A 16,199-nucleotide genomic window follows, 5' to 3' on the forward strand; every position below is an offset into this window, starting at 1 on the left:
ACAGATGTTATTCTGAGTAGACTTTTAGTTGCTATAGTTGTTGTTCTGTTAAATTTTGTCTTTTAATAAAAAACATTACTCACCACTTTGAAGTAAATACCTTTTTTGCCTCCCATCATACTCCACAATCAAAATGACTCCACTTTCGTTTGTCTCAAAAATTTTAGCACCTAAAGGTAATTTATTAGCCATACCTTCTGAAATTTCCCCTACTTGTTCCCCTTTTGTTAATTCTTTTTCTTCAATCCAATTTACACCTGTACTATACACTTTACCATTAAATTCAAAGAGGTCTGCATCTGGATTTAGTTTTAATACTTGCTCCTTGTTTAAAACTCCACCTTCATTTTGCCCTGGGCTTGTTACACAACCTATCAATATAGAAGAAAATAAAAATAATAGGAAAATTGAAATGAATACTCTCATACATAACCTCCTTTATTTAACGAAAGTTAGCTATAGATAAGACAGTGCAGCTTAATGCATAGTCACACACCACTATTTTTCGTGTTTGTAGATAATAACAGAAGTGGTAAAAGCTCGTTGCACAGTTTGATAATTGATAAACTTGCTGTTGATATAAAGAATAGAACACTTACCTGCGAAGGATCAATTCTCCCTAGATAGTTTCATCCTATTAGAAAACAGTATAAATAATAATTCTTATGGATGATTAGTACCCGTTATCACATCCTATATGAATTACCCTTCTCTCAATCCTAAATATGGTATTTCCTTATCATTCACTTTTACAATATATATGCTGCTTTTTTCAACTGGTTTATATATTTTAGTTCCAACTGTCAATTTTGAGGCAGTATAATCTTCGAATTCATCACTTTCGTGGGTTTGTTTTTTAATCTCACCAACTGCTTCACCAAGAGTTAATTCTTTCTCCTTTATCCATTCCACATCTTCTGCATTACTGTATACAATGCCATTTAAAAGAAAAATATCTGCATCTTTATTCTTGTATAAAATTTCTTCGGCTGTAGGGTTGTCGATATCATTTTCTCTGAGGTCAGTTGTTTGATTATTACAAGCTACTAACAAAATTGCTAAGAATAAAACAAAAAACAACTTTAGCTTAAACATCCAAAGCCCCCCCCTTTACATATGTAGTAGTAACAAAGTTATCATTTCATCTTATTAAACTCGAGGCATTTATTTTAAGTACAGCTTTTCTCAAAAATCTACATCTACTTTAACACAAAATTAAAATCACATATTCCGTATTAAAATAGTCATCTACTGAATAACTTCCAAGTTAACATAGTAATTCGTGCGTTGAAACAACTATTGTCATTACATTAATTGGGTTGCAATATTGTATGTTAATTCAAGTATTAACACTCCGTAATTTTTGCTTTAGAAAGCAAAAATAAGAGACCAAATCATACGCGATTTGGTCTTCTAATTAGTGTGCTATTTTGTAAGGTTCTTCTCCTTAACCGATCTGCTTTAATAAATTAGCCATTTCAATTGCAGAAACAGCCGCTTCTGCTCCTTTATTTCCTGCTTTTGTTCCAGCTCTTTCAATTGCTTGCTCAATGCTTTCTGTCGTTAAAACACCAAAGATCACTGGGATATCTTGATCCATTGATACACTCGCAACACCTTTGGATACTTCACTGCATACATAATCGAAATGCGGTGTGGATCCTCTTATTACCGTTCCTAATGTGATCACTGCATCATACTTTTTAGAAGCAGCCATTCTTTTTGCTACTAATGGAATTTCAAATGCACCAGGCACCCAAGCAATTTCCACATCCGTTTCGTTTACACCGTGACGTCTTAGTGTATCTTCTGCTCCACCTAATAATTTACTCGTAATAAATTCATTAAACCTTCCCACTACGATACCAACCTTCAAACCTGTTCCCACTAAATTTCCTTCATATAAATTTGCCATATTATTTATCCTCCTCTTTATTATCAAAACGTAATAAATGCTCTAATTTTGCTACTTTTGTTTTTAAATATGCTTCATTATTTTCATTCGCAGGAATTTCTATTTCTTTTCTTTCTACTACCTCTAAACCATACTCATTCATGCTAGATAGTTTTCTTGGATTATTTGTTAACAGATTAATTCTTCCTACGCCTAGATCTTTTAAAATTTGTACGCTAATCGCATAATCCCTTAAATCATCTGGGAAGCCCAGCTGATGATTTGCTTCCACCGTATCAAAGCCTTGTTCTTGTAATTTATAAGCTTTAAGCTTGTTGATCAGCCCGATACCTCTTCCTTCTTGTCGCATATATACCAGAACACCTTTACCAGCTTTTTCAATTTCGTCTAAAGCCTTGTGTAGCTGTGGACCACAGTCACAACGTTCGGATCCAAGTACATCACCTGTTAAACATTCAGAATGAATTCTGACTAGTGTCGCTTCATTAGGACTGATATCACCTTTGTATAAAGCAAGATGTTCTTTTCCTGTATATTTTTCAGTGTAGGCAACTAAACGAAAATCTCCAACAGCAGTAGGCATATTAACCTCTACTTCTTTCGTAATTAATTTATCAAATACTTTTCGATAATTAATTAATTCTTGGATAGTGATCATTGCCATATCATTTTTTTTGGCAATTTCGTTTAAGTCATTTCTCCTTGCCATCGAACCGTCTTCATTCATAATTTCGCAGATAACTGCTACAGGATCAGAACCAGCTAACCGAGCTAAATCGATTGCAGCTTCCGTATGTCCTGTTCTCACTAAGACACCAGCATCCTCTGCTACCAACGGGAAAACATGTCCAGGTCTTTTGAAGTCATGTGCTGTCGCATCTTTTTCAACGAGCTTATGGATGGTTAATGCTCTCTCATGTGCACTAATCCCAGTTTTTGTATCCTTGTGATCGATACTTACCGTAAAAGCTGTCCCATGACTATCCGTGTTATCTGTGACCATCGAAGGTAAATTAAATTTTTCAGCATAGGTTTTAGACATTGGCGTACAAATTAATCCTCTTGCTTCCTTTGCCATAAAATTTATTGCTTCTGGCGTTGCATGTTCAGCTAATAATACAAAGTCACCTTCATTTTCACGATCTTCATCATCTACAACAATAATCATTTTCCCATTTCTTAAATCATCAAGTGCTATTTCTACTTTTTCTTTCACGATGTCACCCCCTAAAATCCATAATCCGTTAATTTTTGTTTGGTTATTCCTGTATTTGTTTGTTGTCCTTTTACATCTAGTAATCTTTCCATATATTTGGCTAGCATATCGTATTCGATATTAACCACATCACCTTTTTTCTTTTCTCCTAGAATCGTCGCTTTTCTCGTCTCAGGAATTAAGGAAATAACGAAGCTTTCCTCTTTAACATTAAAAACAGTTAAAGAAGTCCCATCGACAGAAATCGATCCCTTCATCGTTAAGTACTGCATATTTTCTTTTGGCACAGCTATTTCTACATAAAGTGCATTATCCTCTGTCCAAGTGCTAGCAATTTTACCAACCGCATCCACATGACCTGATACAAAATGACCACCAAAACGGCCATTTGCTGCCATCGCTCTCTCAAGATTTAAATAGGATTGAGATTGCAGAGTAGATAAAGCTGATCCGCGAAATGTTTCAGGAATTACATCAACAGAGAAGGATTGCTCGGTAAATTCTGTTACAGTTAAGCAAACACCGTTCACTGAAATACTGTCACCCGTGGATACGTCCTGCGTTACGATACTTGCTTTTATTTTAAGTCTTAACCCTTGTCCTACTTGTTTAATGGTTTCGAGTTGACCTTTTTCTTCCACAATGCCAGTGAACATCTAGACCTCTCCTTTCTTTGGACGTGCTACTACCAAAATATCTTGTCCAACTTCTTTTATTTCTGAAATATCAAGGTCTGTTGCCTCATCCATTTTTAGAGGAGATATTCCGCCAATAACTGATCTCGCATCTTGACCACCTAATAATTTTGGTGCGATATACCAATGATATTCATCCGCTAATTGTTCTTTTAAAAAGGAAGCGTGAACCGTCTGACCACCTTCTACATATAAGGATTGTATTTGGCGCTCTCCGAGAATTGCTAGAAGATCCGCTAATTCAATCGTTTTTGTAGGAAGTTGAATAAATTCAACATGTGGATATAGCTCTTTGTGACCTTTAACATCTGCTTCTTGCGTGCAAACTATCCAAGTTGGCACATCTCTACTAAAAATTTGATAATCACCTTTTATCGTTAAATGTGTATCTAAAATAATTCGAATGGGATTTTTTCCACCTTGGGGCAATCTGGTGGTTAATTGAGGATCATCCTTTAATACCGTTTCTTTACCAACTAAGATAGCATCATGCTGATGTCTGGACTGGTGCACCATTTCTCTTGCTTCTTTTGATGTAATCCATTTACTATCTCCAGTTGATGTTGCGGTTTTACCATCTAATGTCATGGCAGCTTTCAATGTAACATATGGTCGCTTTTTTTCCATGTAGTGAAAAAATTTACGGTTTAACAAAATGGCTTGCGTTTCTTTTATTCCTACTTCCACTTCGATACCTGCTTGTTCTAATATTTTTATCCCTTTACCCGCTACTTGCGGATTAGGATCAACGCAGGCAATATAAACCTTTTTTATGCCAGATTCGACGATTAAATTCGCACACGGTGGTGTTTTCCCAAAATGTGCGCATGGTTCAAGTGTGACATATATTTCAGCACCTTTTGCCTTGTCACCAGCTTGGTTAATAGCATGGACCTCTGCATGAGCTTCACCTGCTTGTAAGTGACTTCCCATGCCAAGTATAATCCCGTCCTTTACCACTACTGCACCTACAGAGGGATTCGGACTTGTTTGTCCTTCTGTCGCTTTTGCTAATTGGAGAGCAAGCTCCATCCATTCTGTTTTTGATTGCATGTTCATCCCTCTCTTCTTTCTTTGAAAATTTTGCAGAAGAGAAACGCAAAAATGCCCCAGATCTGAAGATAGACCTGGGGCATGAACCATATTTTCTACATGAAAGTATGCTAAAAAAACCATACCTAAATAAAATACGTATCATTTCGTACTAATCCTTTTCCCATCCAGACTTTAACTGTCGGCTTTGGAATTTCACCAAATCCACCTTCACATCAAAAGATGATCCGGGTCACGGACTAAAAGCATGCTTGCTTATCACCGTCGGTCGGGAATTACACCCTGCCCCAAAGGAATCCTTATTCAATTACCATCAGTATAGCATAGAAATTTACCAGAGATATACTCAAATGCTCTCTGTTAGAAATTTGTCACAAATCTTCTCCTAATATTCGTACTTCACGCTCGAGTTCGACGTCAAATTTATCTTTTACTGTTTTTTGAACCATTTCAATTACACCGATATAATCGCTCGCAGTCGCATCTTTTTTATTCACAATAAAGCCTGCATGCTTGGTCGACACTTCAGCACCGCCGATTCCTTTTCCTTGGAGTGAGCTATCTTGAATGAGTTTACCTGCAAAATATCCTGGCGGACGTTTAAAAACACTGCCACATGAGGGATATTCTAATGGTTGCTTAGACTCTCTTTTATACGTTAAATCATCCATTACAGCTTTAATCTCTTCATGCTTTCCTGGCTTTAGTTCAAAAACTGCCTCCATTACAATATAACCTTTTTGCGGGATGTTACTTGTACGGTAATCTAGGTCCAACTCAGAAGCGTTTAATTCCAACACGTCACCGTCTTTAGTCACAACGGTTGTCGATTTTAAACAATCCTTTATTTCTCCACCATACGCACCAGCGTTCATATATAATGCTCCGCCAACCGTACCGGGGATACCACAAGCAAACTCTAATCCACTTAACCTTTTTTCTAATGCATAATAAGACGTGTCGATTATTCTTGCACCACTTCCTGCTACTACATGATTTCCATCCGCATAAATCGCGTCTAATCGTTTTAAGCTAAGTACGATACCGCGTATGCCACCATCTTTTACAATTACATTAGAACCATTTCCCAAAAGTGTAAAAGGAACCTGACTTTTTTTTGCGTAACGAACAATAGCCTTAACCTCAGCAATGGTTTCTGGCATTACAAAAATATCAGCTTTTCCACCAAGCCTTGTGTAGGTATGATTCTTTAAGTATTCATCTATTAAAATATAGGTTTTATCCATTATTTCAGATAACTCTTTATAAACCTGTTGTATATTCATCGTATTATCAATCCTTTAATAGTGTAGCGCCTCACTGACACGCTTAAAAATCATTATAGCAAGACTCTAGACTGTCCTGCAATAATCATTCGTATTAGTCTATGTTTATTTGACTTGAAAAAATACTACTTTTAGAAAAACTTTCCTTATCGTTAAACATTCATTTTCCTTATATTATAGTCGGATAATTTTTATACTTCACTATAGCAAAAAGAAGCAATCCCCATTCTGAGAATTGCTTCTTTTCTCTCTTAACCAACGTATTGATAGTATAATTTTTTAGCTAGTTGAATATCCTTTGTGCCATGAATCAATGTTCGTCCATCCTTAAAAAGGACAATTCGGTGCTCCTCTATTTCAAATGCAAGTAAATAATCATTTTTTGTTACCTGTAGCTGTTTGTTTTTCATCAGTTGCTTCGTGAAATTATCGAAATTCATCTGTTTATGATGCGTTGGTCTAATTTGCACCGTGTTTCTCCCACATAAAACAGCCGTTTTTAATTGAGAAGAATAGGTAAGATTCGGATATGTCCTTGTCTTTGAACAGGAGGAACACTCCGGTTTTTTTAAACGATCTACTTTAAGCTCCATGCGTTCATTTTTCCAGACATCAAATCCTATTAGTTTATGAGATAGGTTTTCTTCTTTTCCTACTAATATTTTTAAGACCTCTGTCATTTGGTGTGCTACCACCATTTGAACCGCAGGCGCTATAATACCAACCGTATCACAGGTAGCACCGTCCTTCGGAATATAGTCCATTAAACATTGTAAGCAAGGTGTTTTTCCTGGAATAACGGTAAAAGTCACCCCATAACTCGCTACACAAGCTCCATAAATCCAAGGCTTTTTATATTTTTGTGCGATATCATTGATCATTAAACGTGTCTCAAAATTATCTGTCGCATCGACTATAGCATCAACCTTTGGCGCTAAACGCTCTAATTCATCGACACCTGCATCGATTAACAAGGAATGAATAACTGTTTTTGAATTTATTTGCTGCAATCGTTGTTTTGCTGCTATCACTTTCGGATTCTTATTTTCTACATCCGCTTCTGTGAAAAGCTGCTGGCGTTGCAAGTTACTTTCCTCCACATAATCACGATCGATAAGGGTTATTTCTCCAACTCCAGCCCGGACTAGAGATTCAGCGCTAGCTGATCCTAACGCTCCGACACCAATCACTAATACATGACTCGATGCAATCTTATCTTGGCCATTTTCACCAATTGGTTCAAATAATTGCTGACGATGATAACGGCTAGCTTCCACTGCTAATTCCTTCTGTTGGGCTGCTAGGATTCGCATAAGCTTTTTTCTCAATTCTTCCTGCCTCGTAACCCAAACGGCCACTTTGAATAGCTAGTTTCATTGCCTCAGCCATTTTCCCTGGATCACCCGCGCCTGAAACAGCTGTATTTAACAATACACCATCTGCTCCCAATTCCATCGCAAAAGCAGCATCAGCCGGAGAGCCAATTCCTGCATCGACAATTACCGGAACCCTAGCTTGTTCAATTATAAATTGTAGATTTAATGGATTAATGATACCTTGACCAGAACCAATCGGTGAAGCCCCTGGCATAATCGCATGTGCACCTAGCTCTTCCAATTTTCTAGCTAAGACAACATCATCTGATGTATACGGCAGAACCGTATACCCTTCATTTAAGAGTATCTCCGTTGCCTTTAACGTTTCCACTGGATCAGGTAGCAACGTCTTCTGACAACCGATCACCTCAACTTTTACCATGTCACACAAGCCAGAAGCATTCGCCAATTTAGCAATTCGTACCGCTTCCTCTGCATCTTTAGCACCTGCTGTGTTCGGTAAAAATTTATAGTTTTCTACTTCGATCTTTTCTAAAAAATTGGGTTGTTTTGCATCGTAAATATTCATTCTTCTAACCGAAAATGTTAATACTTCTGTTTCAGATACATCAACTGCTTGCTTTTGAATATCAAAATTTGGATACTTTCCTGTCCCTAAAAATAATCGGGAACTAAATTGAAATGAACCTATCTTCAACACTTTACCCACCTCCAACAAAATGAACGATCTCTAACCTGTCTCCATCCGTAACGAGTGTTTCTGGATGCTCTTCTTTTTTTAAAATATGCTGATTGTGTTCTACAATCAGTGATTTTGCTTCTAAACCTAAATGCGCGATTACGTGCTCCACTGTCTTGTTATTGTCTTCTACCGTAATGACGTCACCATTAATTTTCAATTCCATCTGCTCACACCCCAATTACTTTTTGTTTCTCTCTATCCGTTGAAAATGCTCGCTGGTAAGTTAAAGAAACTTTTTTTTCTTCGATCATATCTGCCATCACTTTCCCTGTGATTGGTGACAATAAGATACCGTTTCGATAATGTCCAGCAGCGATAAACAAACCTGAAACAGATGATATCGGCCCAAGATATGGCAGTTGATCTCTTGTTTGTGGTCGTATGCCTGCCCAAACGTCTTCAATCTTCGCCTCTTTTAGCTGCGGAATAATGCGCATCGCACTTTTCATTAATTGATGCATCCCTTCCATTGAGACGCTTTTATTATATTGATGTGGCAGGGAGGTAGCGCCGATGATGATACGCCCATCTTTCTTTGGCACCATATAACAGCTATCGTCGTAAATTGTTGCATTAATTAAAGCACTTTTCGGACGAACAGCTAAGCACTCTCCTTTAACTGGATAAAAATGAAGATCTGTATCGCTATACCTACTAAAAGAGTTACTCCAAGCACCAGTTGCAACCACCACTTTATCTGCATAAAATTTGCCTTTAGGCGTTGTCACACCAACAACCTGATCATTTTCAATCACTAAATTTTCCACACTGCATTCTTCTTTCACTTTTGCACCGAACTTTATAGCTGACTTTATGAAAGCATTTGTTAGGTGCTTCGCTGACACCTGACTCTCATTGGGAAGATACATGGCACCAGCTATGTCGCTTGTTACGTTCTGTTCTTTTTTTAAAAGGGTATCAGTAGATATAATGCTTGCTTTTTCCCCAACACCTGATTGAAAAGCTGCCAGTTGCTCTAGTTGTTGATATCTTTCATTTGACCTCGCCAGTTTAAACATGCCATTATGCATCAACTGAATATCAATGCCACTGTGTTCAAATAATTCATCAGCTAAGTCAGGAAATAAGCGGCGACTTTCTAACGCCAGTTGGAATAAGGGACTCTCCTCTTTAAATTCTGCTTGGGCACCTAACATTCCGGCTGCAGCACTGGATGCTTCACTTCCTACAAACTTCCTTTCAACTACCAGAACTTTGTGTCCTCTTTTAGCTAATTGATAGGCAATGGAGGAACCTATTACACCGCCACCTATCACAATCTGATCATATATCTCTTCCAAGCTATCCCTCCTTCAGTTGATTTAGCTTTCTTGAAATATTGCAGGATTTCATGTGGGCGACTCACCGTTATTACATGGATATCCGCGAAAATTTACTTTTATCCGCGACTTTCCCCATATATCCGCTATTTCCCTGATATATCCGCGAATTTTTGGTTATATCCGCGAAAGCGAAGTTTTATCCGCGATCTTGCCTATTCCACGAAAACGCATTGTCTTCACTTCGTATCTGCGAATATCTGAATCTATCTCTCATTTAAGGCAGAGCTATACGCTTTAGCTGACATTTGTGGGTCTTCTGCGTCTGCAATACCTGACATTACTGCAATACCTTTGGCTCCACTATCTAGCACTTCCTGTGTGTTCGCTGCACTTACCCCACCTATTGCTACCACGGGTATAGAAAGATTCTTCGCTATTTTTTCTAACGCATGACTTCCACGTGGAGATTGATCACCTTTAGATTGTGTAGAAAAAATATGGCCGAAGAGCACAAAGTCAGCTCCTTCTTTTTCTGCAAAGGTTGCTTCCTCTAAACTATGAACTGATTTTCCAATTAATAGCGCAGGAAAATGTTGCGCTAGGAGAGAAGCTGGTGGACTATGATAAGCAAGCTGAACGCCTGCACATTGTTTCACGTAAGCCACATCGGCCCGGTCATTGATAATCAATTTAGCAGTAGGAACACCCGCCTCCTCCAGACCCTCTATGATTTGAATGAGCTCAAGTGCAGTTCGTTGTTTTTCTCTTAGGTGAATATAATCAACTTCATGGTGGATTTTTTTAATTAACTGTATAAGCTCCGAGTTTGGAAGCTTTCCATTTGTGATGAAATGGAGCGTTTTAGGTTCCATCTATTCACCCCTTTCCGCGTCACATGTAAGAGAATAAAATTTTCCACACAAAAAACCACCCATTCAGCAGAATGAGTGGTATATATACTAAACGATCTTATTATTATTTAGCACTTTTCCCACTTCCCTCCGCTGGTGTTAACCAGATCAGGTTCAAAGGGTCCGAAGTTAATCGTCTCAGCCAATATTGGCTCCCCTAGTGTTGAATCGATATTTAATTATCTTACAATCCCATTATACCAGATAAAGGGATTTATTCAATGTAAAATTGGAACTTTAACAAGTGTCTCGATTACCCCATTAAAGCTACCATTAACGCTTTTTGAGCATGTAGTCTATTTTCTGCTTCTTGGAAAACAACAGATTGCGGTCCATCTATAATATCAGCTGTTACTTCTTCACCACGATGAGCTGGTAAACAATGCATAAAGATAGCATCTTTGTTGGCATGACTGAATAATTCTTTGTTTACTTGATAGGTAGCAAAAGCCTTCTCGCGCTTCGCCTGTTCAGCTTCCTGCCCCATACTTGCCCAAACATCAGAATAAATAACATCTGCATTCGCTACCGCTTCAACTACATCCTCTGTTACGACTACTTGGCTATTTTCTGCAAAGCCTGTCGCAAGTTCCGTCACTGCATTCAATGGTTGATACTCCTTTGGTGCAGCAATCGCTACATCAATTCCCATTTTTGCAGCACCAATCATTAAAGAATGCGCCATGTTATTTCCGTCACCAATGTAAGCAAGCTTTAAGCCCTCTAAGCTGCCTTTTACTTCTTGAATGGTTTGCAGGTCTGCTAGCACCTGGCAAGGATGATAAACATCTGTTAAGCCGTTGATAACTGGAATACTTGCATTTTCTGCAAGATCTTCGACATCCTTTTGAGCAAAGGTCCGAATCATAATGCCATCTAAATAGCCTGATAAAACTTTAGCTGTATCAGAAATCAGCTCACCACGCCCAATTTGAATATCGTTTGAACTTAAAAATAATCCAGTTCCACCGAGCTGATAAATTCCTGCTTCAAACGATACGCGTGTTCTTGTAGATGACTTTTCAAAAATCATCCCTAGCGTTTTCCCTTTTAATGGTTCATATATTTCACCATTCTTACGTTTTTGCTTAATCCGTTTGGAAAGCTCTAACAAATATGATATTTCAGCTTTGGAATAGTCCGCTAGGGTTAGAAAATCTCTACCCTTAAGCGTTTCTTTATAGCTTTTTGTCATTACCATTTGACACGCTCCTTTTTGTTACTGTCCTTTTGCTTTTTGCGGTGTACTTGAATAGAAAAAGGCTCTTCTAATTTTTCATTTGTAGCTTGTAGATAGGCTGTCAATGTATCCGTTGACGTAAAGCATAATATATCCGATTTTAACGTTGCTTCACGCAGGACAACATGACCATCTTTTTCACCTGTGCGATTGGTATCAGATACCAATTGGTAGAAATCATCCATACATTTTTCTTCTGCTTCTTCAATCGTTGTAACCTGATCAATCACGACACCATTTTCCCTGAGAAATTCGGCTGTTTTTTGATCCGCTTCTATTTTTGCACTTACCGTTTTAAGTTGAGAAAGTAGTGCATCATCTATAGTAGGAAGCGATAGATAGATAACATCTTCTTTTTCTAATGCTTTTAAATAATCTTCCTTCCACCCAAATGCTTTTGCCATTGCTTGGTCGACTGTTGAGCCAATCCCAATTGCTTCACCAGTTGATTTCATTTCCGGTCCTAAAATCGGATCTAAGCCAGGTAATTTATTTGTTGAGAATATCGGCATTTTTACTGCAAAAAAGGAAACGTCGTTGTGTAAGCCAAGATTCCACTCTTGATTTTTTAGAGCCTCACCCATTTGCACACGAGTAGCAAGGTCTACCATCGGAACACCCGTAATTTTACTAGAAATAGGAACAGTTCTTGAAGCTCTCGGATTAACTTCTAGCACGTAGATGGTTTTACGATCTTCACTTAATACAAATTGAATATTCATAATACCTTTTATATCTAATGATTTTGATATTTTTTGTGTATAAGCTGTGATTAATTGCTTTTGCTCTTCCGTTAAATCAGGTGCTGGAAAAATAGCAACACTATCACCGGAGTGCACTCCCGCTCGTTCAACATGCTGAAATATTCCAGGTATTAAAATATCTGCACCATCACAAACAGCGTCGACTTCCACTTCAAAGCCTTCTATATAGCGGTCAATTAACAGTGGGAAAATACGATCCCCTGCAGCACTTTCTGCAAGCTCTTCTAAGTAATTTTCCAACTGAGTTTCGTCCTTAAGAATGACCATTCCTTGACCACCGATAACATAAGACGGACGAAGGAGGACTGGATATCCAATTTCCTCGGCAATTACTTTTGCTTCTGTAAGTGCATTTACCGTATCACCTGGGATATGTGGAATGCTAAGTTTTTTCATCAATTGATAAAACTGGTCACGATCCTCAACTGCAGCAATTGACTCTAGAGACGTACCAGCTATTTTGACTCCTGCATCATGTAAGCCTTCTGCTAAGTTAATTGCAGTTTGTCCACCGAACTGAACTAATACTTCCTGTGCTTTTTCTTTTTCTACTACCTGTAGCACGTCTTCAACTGTTAAAGGTTCAAAATACAGATGATCAGCAGTATTAAAATCTGTACTCACTGTTTCTGGATTGTTGTTGATTACGATGGCATCAATATTTTGATCCTGTAAAGATGTAGCTGCATGAACAGAGCAATAATCAAACTCTACCCCTTGCCCAATACGAATTGGACCTGAGCCTAAAACAACCATACGCTTATCACCTTTTAGGGCTTCAACCTCATCCCATTCATTCCATGAGCTATAAAAATAAGGAGTCGCCGCTTCAAATTCTGCTGCGCAGGTGTCCACCATTTTATATGATGGTCTAATATTAGACTCTTTTAGCTTCCGGCGCACATCTTTTTCTTCAACATTTAACAATTTTGCTAACGTTTTATCAGAAAAACCAAGTATTTTAGCTTCTTTTAAATCCTTCTCATCTAGTTGAGACCATTCTTTAGCAGACAACTCTTTTTCTTTATCAATGATTGCAGCTAATTCATATAAGAAATATTTATTTATCTCTGTAATTTCATGGATTTGATCAACAGTCATGCCTCTACGCATCGCTTCTGATACTGCAAAAAGACGTTCATCCGTTGCTTTAAAGAGAGCAATTTTCAAATCCTCATCCGATAATTTTTCCATGCTTGGTAGGTGTAAATGATCCAAGCCAATCTCTAAAGAACGAATCGCTTTATGAAGCGCAGCAGGGAAATTACGAGCAAGTGCCATTACCTCTCCTGTTGCTTTCATTTGCGTTCCTAATAATCGATCTGCTTGGGTAAATTTATCAAACGGCCAACGTGGTATTTTAAGCGCGATATAATCAATCGTTGGCTCAAAGCTCGCGTAGGTATAACCCGTGATTGGATTAAGAACCTCATCTAAGTGATAGCCTAATGCTAATTTTGCAGCAATTCGTGCAATTGGATAACCAGTCGCTTTTGAAGCAAGGGCACTAGATCTGCTCACTCGTGGATTTACTTCTATAATGACATATTCGTCACTATATGGATTAAGTGCAAATTGAATATTACAACCGCCAATTACACCAAGCTCCCGAATCACCTTACAAGAAGATGTTCGAAGCATTTGATACTGACGGTCTGTTAGTGTTTGAGAAGGTGCAACAACAATACTATCTCCAGTGTGAACACCAACTGGATCAAAGTTTTCCATGTTACACACGATGATACACGTATCATTTTCGTCACGCATTACTTCATATTCAATTTCCTTCCAGCCCTTTACACTTTGTTCAATTAAAACCTGTTTAATCGGGCTATAATGCAGACCACTTTTGACTATCTTACGTAATTCAGCCTCATTGTCTGCAATTCCGCCTCCAGCTCCACCAAGTGTATAAGCAGGGCGTACAATTAAAGGATAACCAACACCATTCGCAAAGTTTATTGCCTCGTCTACTAAACTAGTTGATAAACTTTCCGCTACGGGTTCATTTAAATCCTTCATCATTGATTTAAAAATATCGCGGTCTTCCCCTTTTTGAATGGTTTCAAGCGGGGTACCTAATAGCTCTACCTTATACTGTTCTAAAATACCGGCTTCTGTTAGTAATACCGCCATATTTAAACCTGTCTGCCCACCGAGCGTTGGTAACAGGCCGTCTGGGCGTTCTTTTTTTATAATATTTGCAAGTGAATCCTTTGTTAAAGGCTCTAAGTACACTTTATCTGCAATATTTTCATCCGTCATGATCGTAGCAGGGTTATTGTTAACTAAGATAACCTCTACGCCTTCTTCTTTTAATGCGAGACAAGCTTGGGTACCAGCATAATCAAATTCAGCTGCTTGCCCGATAACGATTGGCCCAGAGCCAATTACTAAAACCTTCTTAATATGGTTTAACTTAGGCATGTTGTTTCTCTCCCTTAACGATGAACTGCTTAATGAAATCGACAAATAAATCATGAGTATCGATTGGACCTGGATGTGCTTCTGGGTGGAATTGAACTGTCATTAAAGGCTTTGTTTTATGCTTTAACCCCTCCACTGATTTATCATTCACATTCACATGGGAGACATACCAGTCTGTCATTTTAACCGAGTCATAATCTACGACATAGCCATGATTCTGTGAAGTAATCATAACCTTACCTGTTGTTAGATCCTTAACAGGGTGGTTACTACCGCGGTGACCATATGGTAATCGCTTCGTTTTTGCACCGTACGCAAGTGCTACTAATTGATGTCCAAGACAAATTCCCATAGAAGGAAAAGTCTCCGTAATTTTTTTAATATTGTCCGCTAAATAAGCAAGCGACTTTGGATTTCCTGGTCCATTGGATAACAGAACACCATCTGGATCGATTTTCTTTATTTCATCAAACGTTGTATTAAATGGAACAACGGTAACATCACAGCCTAAAGCAAGTAAAGACTTTGCGATCGAGTGTTTATAACCAAAATCCATCACAACAACATGAGGTGTATGGATCGAATTTGCAGGATTTTGCGTGCGATAAATTAACTTTTCCTTTGTAGAAACCTCTTCTACAATCGTATCAATTACCTGAAACTTTTTAGGTGCATCATTTTTATCAGAGGTTATTTTTCCGTAAACCTCTCCGTGCTCTCTCACAATTCTTGTAAGCGCACGGGTGTCGACACCGTAAAGCGCTGGAATATTAAATTCTGCTAGCATATCCATCAAGGTGTGCTTCTTTTCGTAATGCTCAGGATTAATGCTTGGTGTAGATATAATAAAGCCGGATAAGGATGGTTTAATACTTTCAAAATCAATATCATTACAGCCATAATTCCCAATAAGCGGATAGGTCATGGTTACGATTTGTCCTGCATAAGAAGGATCTGTCATCACTTCTTGATAACCAGTCATTGCTGTATTAAAAACTAACTCACCTTCTGTTGCTTGTGTGTGATTTAGCCACTTTCCTTCTAGCACATCCCCTGTATTTAAAACAAGATAACCTGTTGTTTCTTGCATGCTGCATCCTCCCAATCTATTTAAAGATGTTTATGTTTCATCTATGTTTAATGGGTAGCAATTAAATTTGCTACTACTATAATATTCAATAATTATACTATATTATTTATATTTATGCATTTATATTTGTAAAAATAGCTCATTCTTTTTTGTCTTTTATAAACAATAAATGATGAGCTAGTAATAATTTATGAATGCCGATGATTTTTTGTTAAATCCTTTTGTCATTGTAGGAATTAA

General features: G+C 37.9%; 15 protein-coding genes and 2 riboswitches. All 15 genes read right to left on the reverse strand.

The features are described from left to right. Positions 1-75: 75 nt before the first annotated feature. The 15 genes from DFR57_RS05690 to DFR57_RS05760 all read right to left on the reverse strand — a co-directional run bounded on the left by DFR57_RS05690 (position 76) and on the right by DFR57_RS05760 (position 15,959). Positions 76-426, reverse strand: a complete 351-nt coding sequence (locus DFR57_RS05690; RefSeq protein ID WP_114352176.1) for a hypothetical protein — start codon at positions 424-426, stop codon at positions 76-78. A gap of 276 nt (positions 427-702) precedes the next feature. Then, a complete protein-coding gene (locus DFR57_RS05695; protein ID WP_114352177.1) occupies positions 703-1,095 on the reverse strand; it encodes a hypothetical protein in 393 nt (130 codons plus the stop codon). Positions 1,096-1,447: 352 nt separating this feature from the next. Then, positions 1,448-1,915, reverse strand: coding sequence for a 6,7-dimethyl-8-ribityllumazine synthase (gene ribH, locus DFR57_RS05700; RefSeq protein WP_114352178.1), 468 nt, complete (start codon positions 1,913-1,915; stop codon positions 1,448-1,450). A gap of 1 nt (position 1,916) precedes the next feature. Beyond that, the gene (locus DFR57_RS05705; RefSeq protein ID WP_114352179.1) at positions 1,917-3,131 is read right to left on the reverse strand and encodes a bifunctional 3,4-dihydroxy-2-butanone-4-phosphate synthase/GTP cyclohydrolase II; all 1,215 of its coding nucleotides are present in this window, start codon (positions 3,129-3,131) and stop codon (positions 1,917-1,919) included. 11 nt (positions 3,132-3,142) lie between these two features. After that, on the reverse strand, positions 3,143-3,787 hold the full coding sequence (gene ribE, locus DFR57_RS18375; RefSeq protein ID WP_114352180.1) for a riboflavin synthase: 645 nt from the start codon (positions 3,785-3,787) through the stop codon (positions 3,143-3,145). Beyond that, entirely contained in the window at positions 3,788-4,879 is a 1,092-nt protein-coding gene (gene ribD / locus DFR57_RS18380; RefSeq protein WP_114352181.1) for a bifunctional diaminohydroxyphosphoribosylaminopyrimidine deaminase/5-amino-6-(5-phosphoribosylamino)uracil reductase RibD, read from the reverse strand. A 151-nt stretch (positions 4,880-5,030) separates the two neighbouring features. Beyond that, positions 5,031-5,178: riboswitch (FMN riboswitch) on the reverse strand. Between the two features lie 72 nt (positions 5,179-5,250). Further along, a complete protein-coding gene (gene murB, locus DFR57_RS05720) occupies positions 5,251-6,165 on the reverse strand; it encodes a UDP-N-acetylmuramate dehydrogenase (protein WP_114352182.1) in 915 nt (304 codons plus the stop codon). A 251-nt stretch (positions 6,166-6,416) separates the two neighbouring features. Then, positions 6,417-7,478: a MoeB/ThiF family adenylyltransferase gene (locus DFR57_RS05725; protein ID WP_114352183.1), complete on the reverse strand. Its 1,062-nt coding sequence runs from the start codon at positions 7,476-7,478 to the stop codon at positions 6,417-6,419. Beyond that, positions 7,432-8,202 (reverse strand): thiazole synthase, encoded by a 771-nt coding sequence (locus DFR57_RS05730; protein WP_114352184.1) that lies wholly within the window; start codon positions 8,200-8,202, stop codon positions 7,432-7,434. The genes DFR57_RS05725 and DFR57_RS05730 overlap by 47 nt, the downstream gene beginning before the upstream one ends. 1 nt (position 8,203) lies before the next feature. Beyond that, complete coding sequence (gene thiS, locus DFR57_RS05735) at positions 8,204-8,407, reverse strand: sulfur carrier protein ThiS (protein ID WP_114352185.1); 204 nt, start codon at positions 8,405-8,407, stop codon at positions 8,204-8,206. A 4-nt stretch (positions 8,408-8,411) separates the two neighbouring features. Continuing rightward, a complete protein-coding gene (gene thiO, locus DFR57_RS05740) occupies positions 8,412-9,545 on the reverse strand; it encodes a glycine oxidase ThiO (RefSeq protein WP_114352186.1) in 1,134 nt (377 codons plus the stop codon). A 245-nt stretch (positions 9,546-9,790) separates the two neighbouring features. Next, complete coding sequence (locus DFR57_RS05745; RefSeq protein WP_114352187.1) at positions 9,791-10,399, reverse strand: thiamine phosphate synthase; 609 nt, start codon at positions 10,397-10,399, stop codon at positions 9,791-9,793. A 107-nt stretch (positions 10,400-10,506) separates the two neighbouring features. Continuing rightward, positions 10,507-10,607: riboswitch (TPP riboswitch) on the reverse strand. 84 nt (positions 10,608-10,691) lie between these two features. Further along, positions 10,692-11,639 carry an ornithine carbamoyltransferase gene (gene argF / locus DFR57_RS05750; protein ID WP_114352188.1) on the reverse strand — a complete coding sequence of 316 codons (948 nt, stop codon included), beginning with the start codon at positions 11,637-11,639 and terminating at the stop codon, positions 10,692-10,694. Continuing rightward, on the reverse strand, positions 11,633-14,869 hold the full coding sequence (locus DFR57_RS05755) for a carbamoyl-phosphate synthase (glutamine-hydrolyzing) large subunit (protein ID WP_114352189.1): 3,237 nt from the start codon (positions 14,867-14,869) through the stop codon (positions 11,633-11,635). Before DFR57_RS05755 ends, argF begins: the two co-directional genes overlap by 7 nt. Beyond that, positions 14,862-15,959 carry a carbamoyl phosphate synthase small subunit gene (locus DFR57_RS05760; protein ID WP_114352190.1) on the reverse strand — a complete coding sequence of 366 codons (1,098 nt, stop codon included), beginning with the start codon at positions 15,957-15,959 and terminating at the stop codon, positions 14,862-14,864. The genes DFR57_RS05755 and DFR57_RS05760 overlap by 8 nt, the downstream gene beginning before the upstream one ends. Positions 15,960-16,199 lie beyond the last annotated feature (240 nt).

The sequence above is a fragment of the Saliterribacillus persicus genome (genome assembly GCF_003337485.1).
In the GTDB taxonomy this organism is placed as follows: domain Bacteria; phylum Bacillota; class Bacilli; order Bacillales; family Amphibacillaceae; genus Saliterribacillus; species Saliterribacillus persicus.

What these genes read in the sequence shown, in the direction of transcription:
- DFR57_RS05690 (WP_114352176.1), bottom strand. Translation starts at nt 426, where the DNA reads ATGAGAGTATTCATTTCAATTTTCCTATTATTTTTATTTTCTTCTATA.
- DFR57_RS05695 (WP_114352177.1), bottom strand. Translation starts at nt 1,095, where the DNA reads ATGTTTAAGCTAAAGTTGTTTTTTGTTTTATTCTTAGCAATTTTGTTA.
- ribH (WP_114352178.1), bottom strand. Translation starts at nt 1,915, where the DNA reads ATGGCAAATTTATATGAAGGAAATTTAGTGGGAACAGGTTTGAAGGTT.
- ribE (WP_114352180.1), bottom strand. Translation starts at nt 3,787, where the DNA reads ATGTTCACTGGCATTGTGGAAGAAAAAGGTCAACTCGAAACCATTAAA.
- ribD (WP_114352181.1), bottom strand. Translation starts at nt 4,879, where the DNA reads ATGCAATCAAAAACAGAATGGATGGAGCTTGCTCTCCAATTAGCAAAA.
- murB (WP_114352182.1), bottom strand. Translation starts at nt 6,165, where the DNA reads ATGAATATACAACAGGTTTATAAAGAGTTATCTGAAATAATGGATAAA.
- DFR57_RS05725 (WP_114352183.1), bottom strand. Translation starts at nt 7,478, where the DNA reads ATGCGAATCCTAGCAGCCCAACAGAAGGAATTAGCAGTGGAAGCTAGC.
- thiS (WP_114352185.1), bottom strand. Translation starts at nt 8,407, where the DNA reads ATGGAATTGAAAATTAATGGTGACGTCATTACGGTAGAAGACAATAAC.
- DFR57_RS05745 (WP_114352187.1), bottom strand. Translation starts at nt 10,399, where the DNA reads ATGGAACCTAAAACGCTCCATTTCATCACAAATGGAAAGCTTCCAAAC.
- argF (WP_114352188.1), bottom strand. Translation starts at nt 11,639, where the DNA reads ATGGTAATGACAAAAAGCTATAAAGAAACGCTTAAGGGTAGAGATTTT.
- DFR57_RS05755 (WP_114352189.1), bottom strand. Translation starts at nt 14,869, where the DNA reads ATGCCTAAGTTAAACCATATTAAGAAGGTTTTAGTAATTGGCTCTGGG.
- DFR57_RS05760 (WP_114352190.1), bottom strand. Translation starts at nt 15,959, where the DNA reads ATGCAAGAAACAACAGGTTATCTTGTTTTAAATACAGGGGATGTGCTA.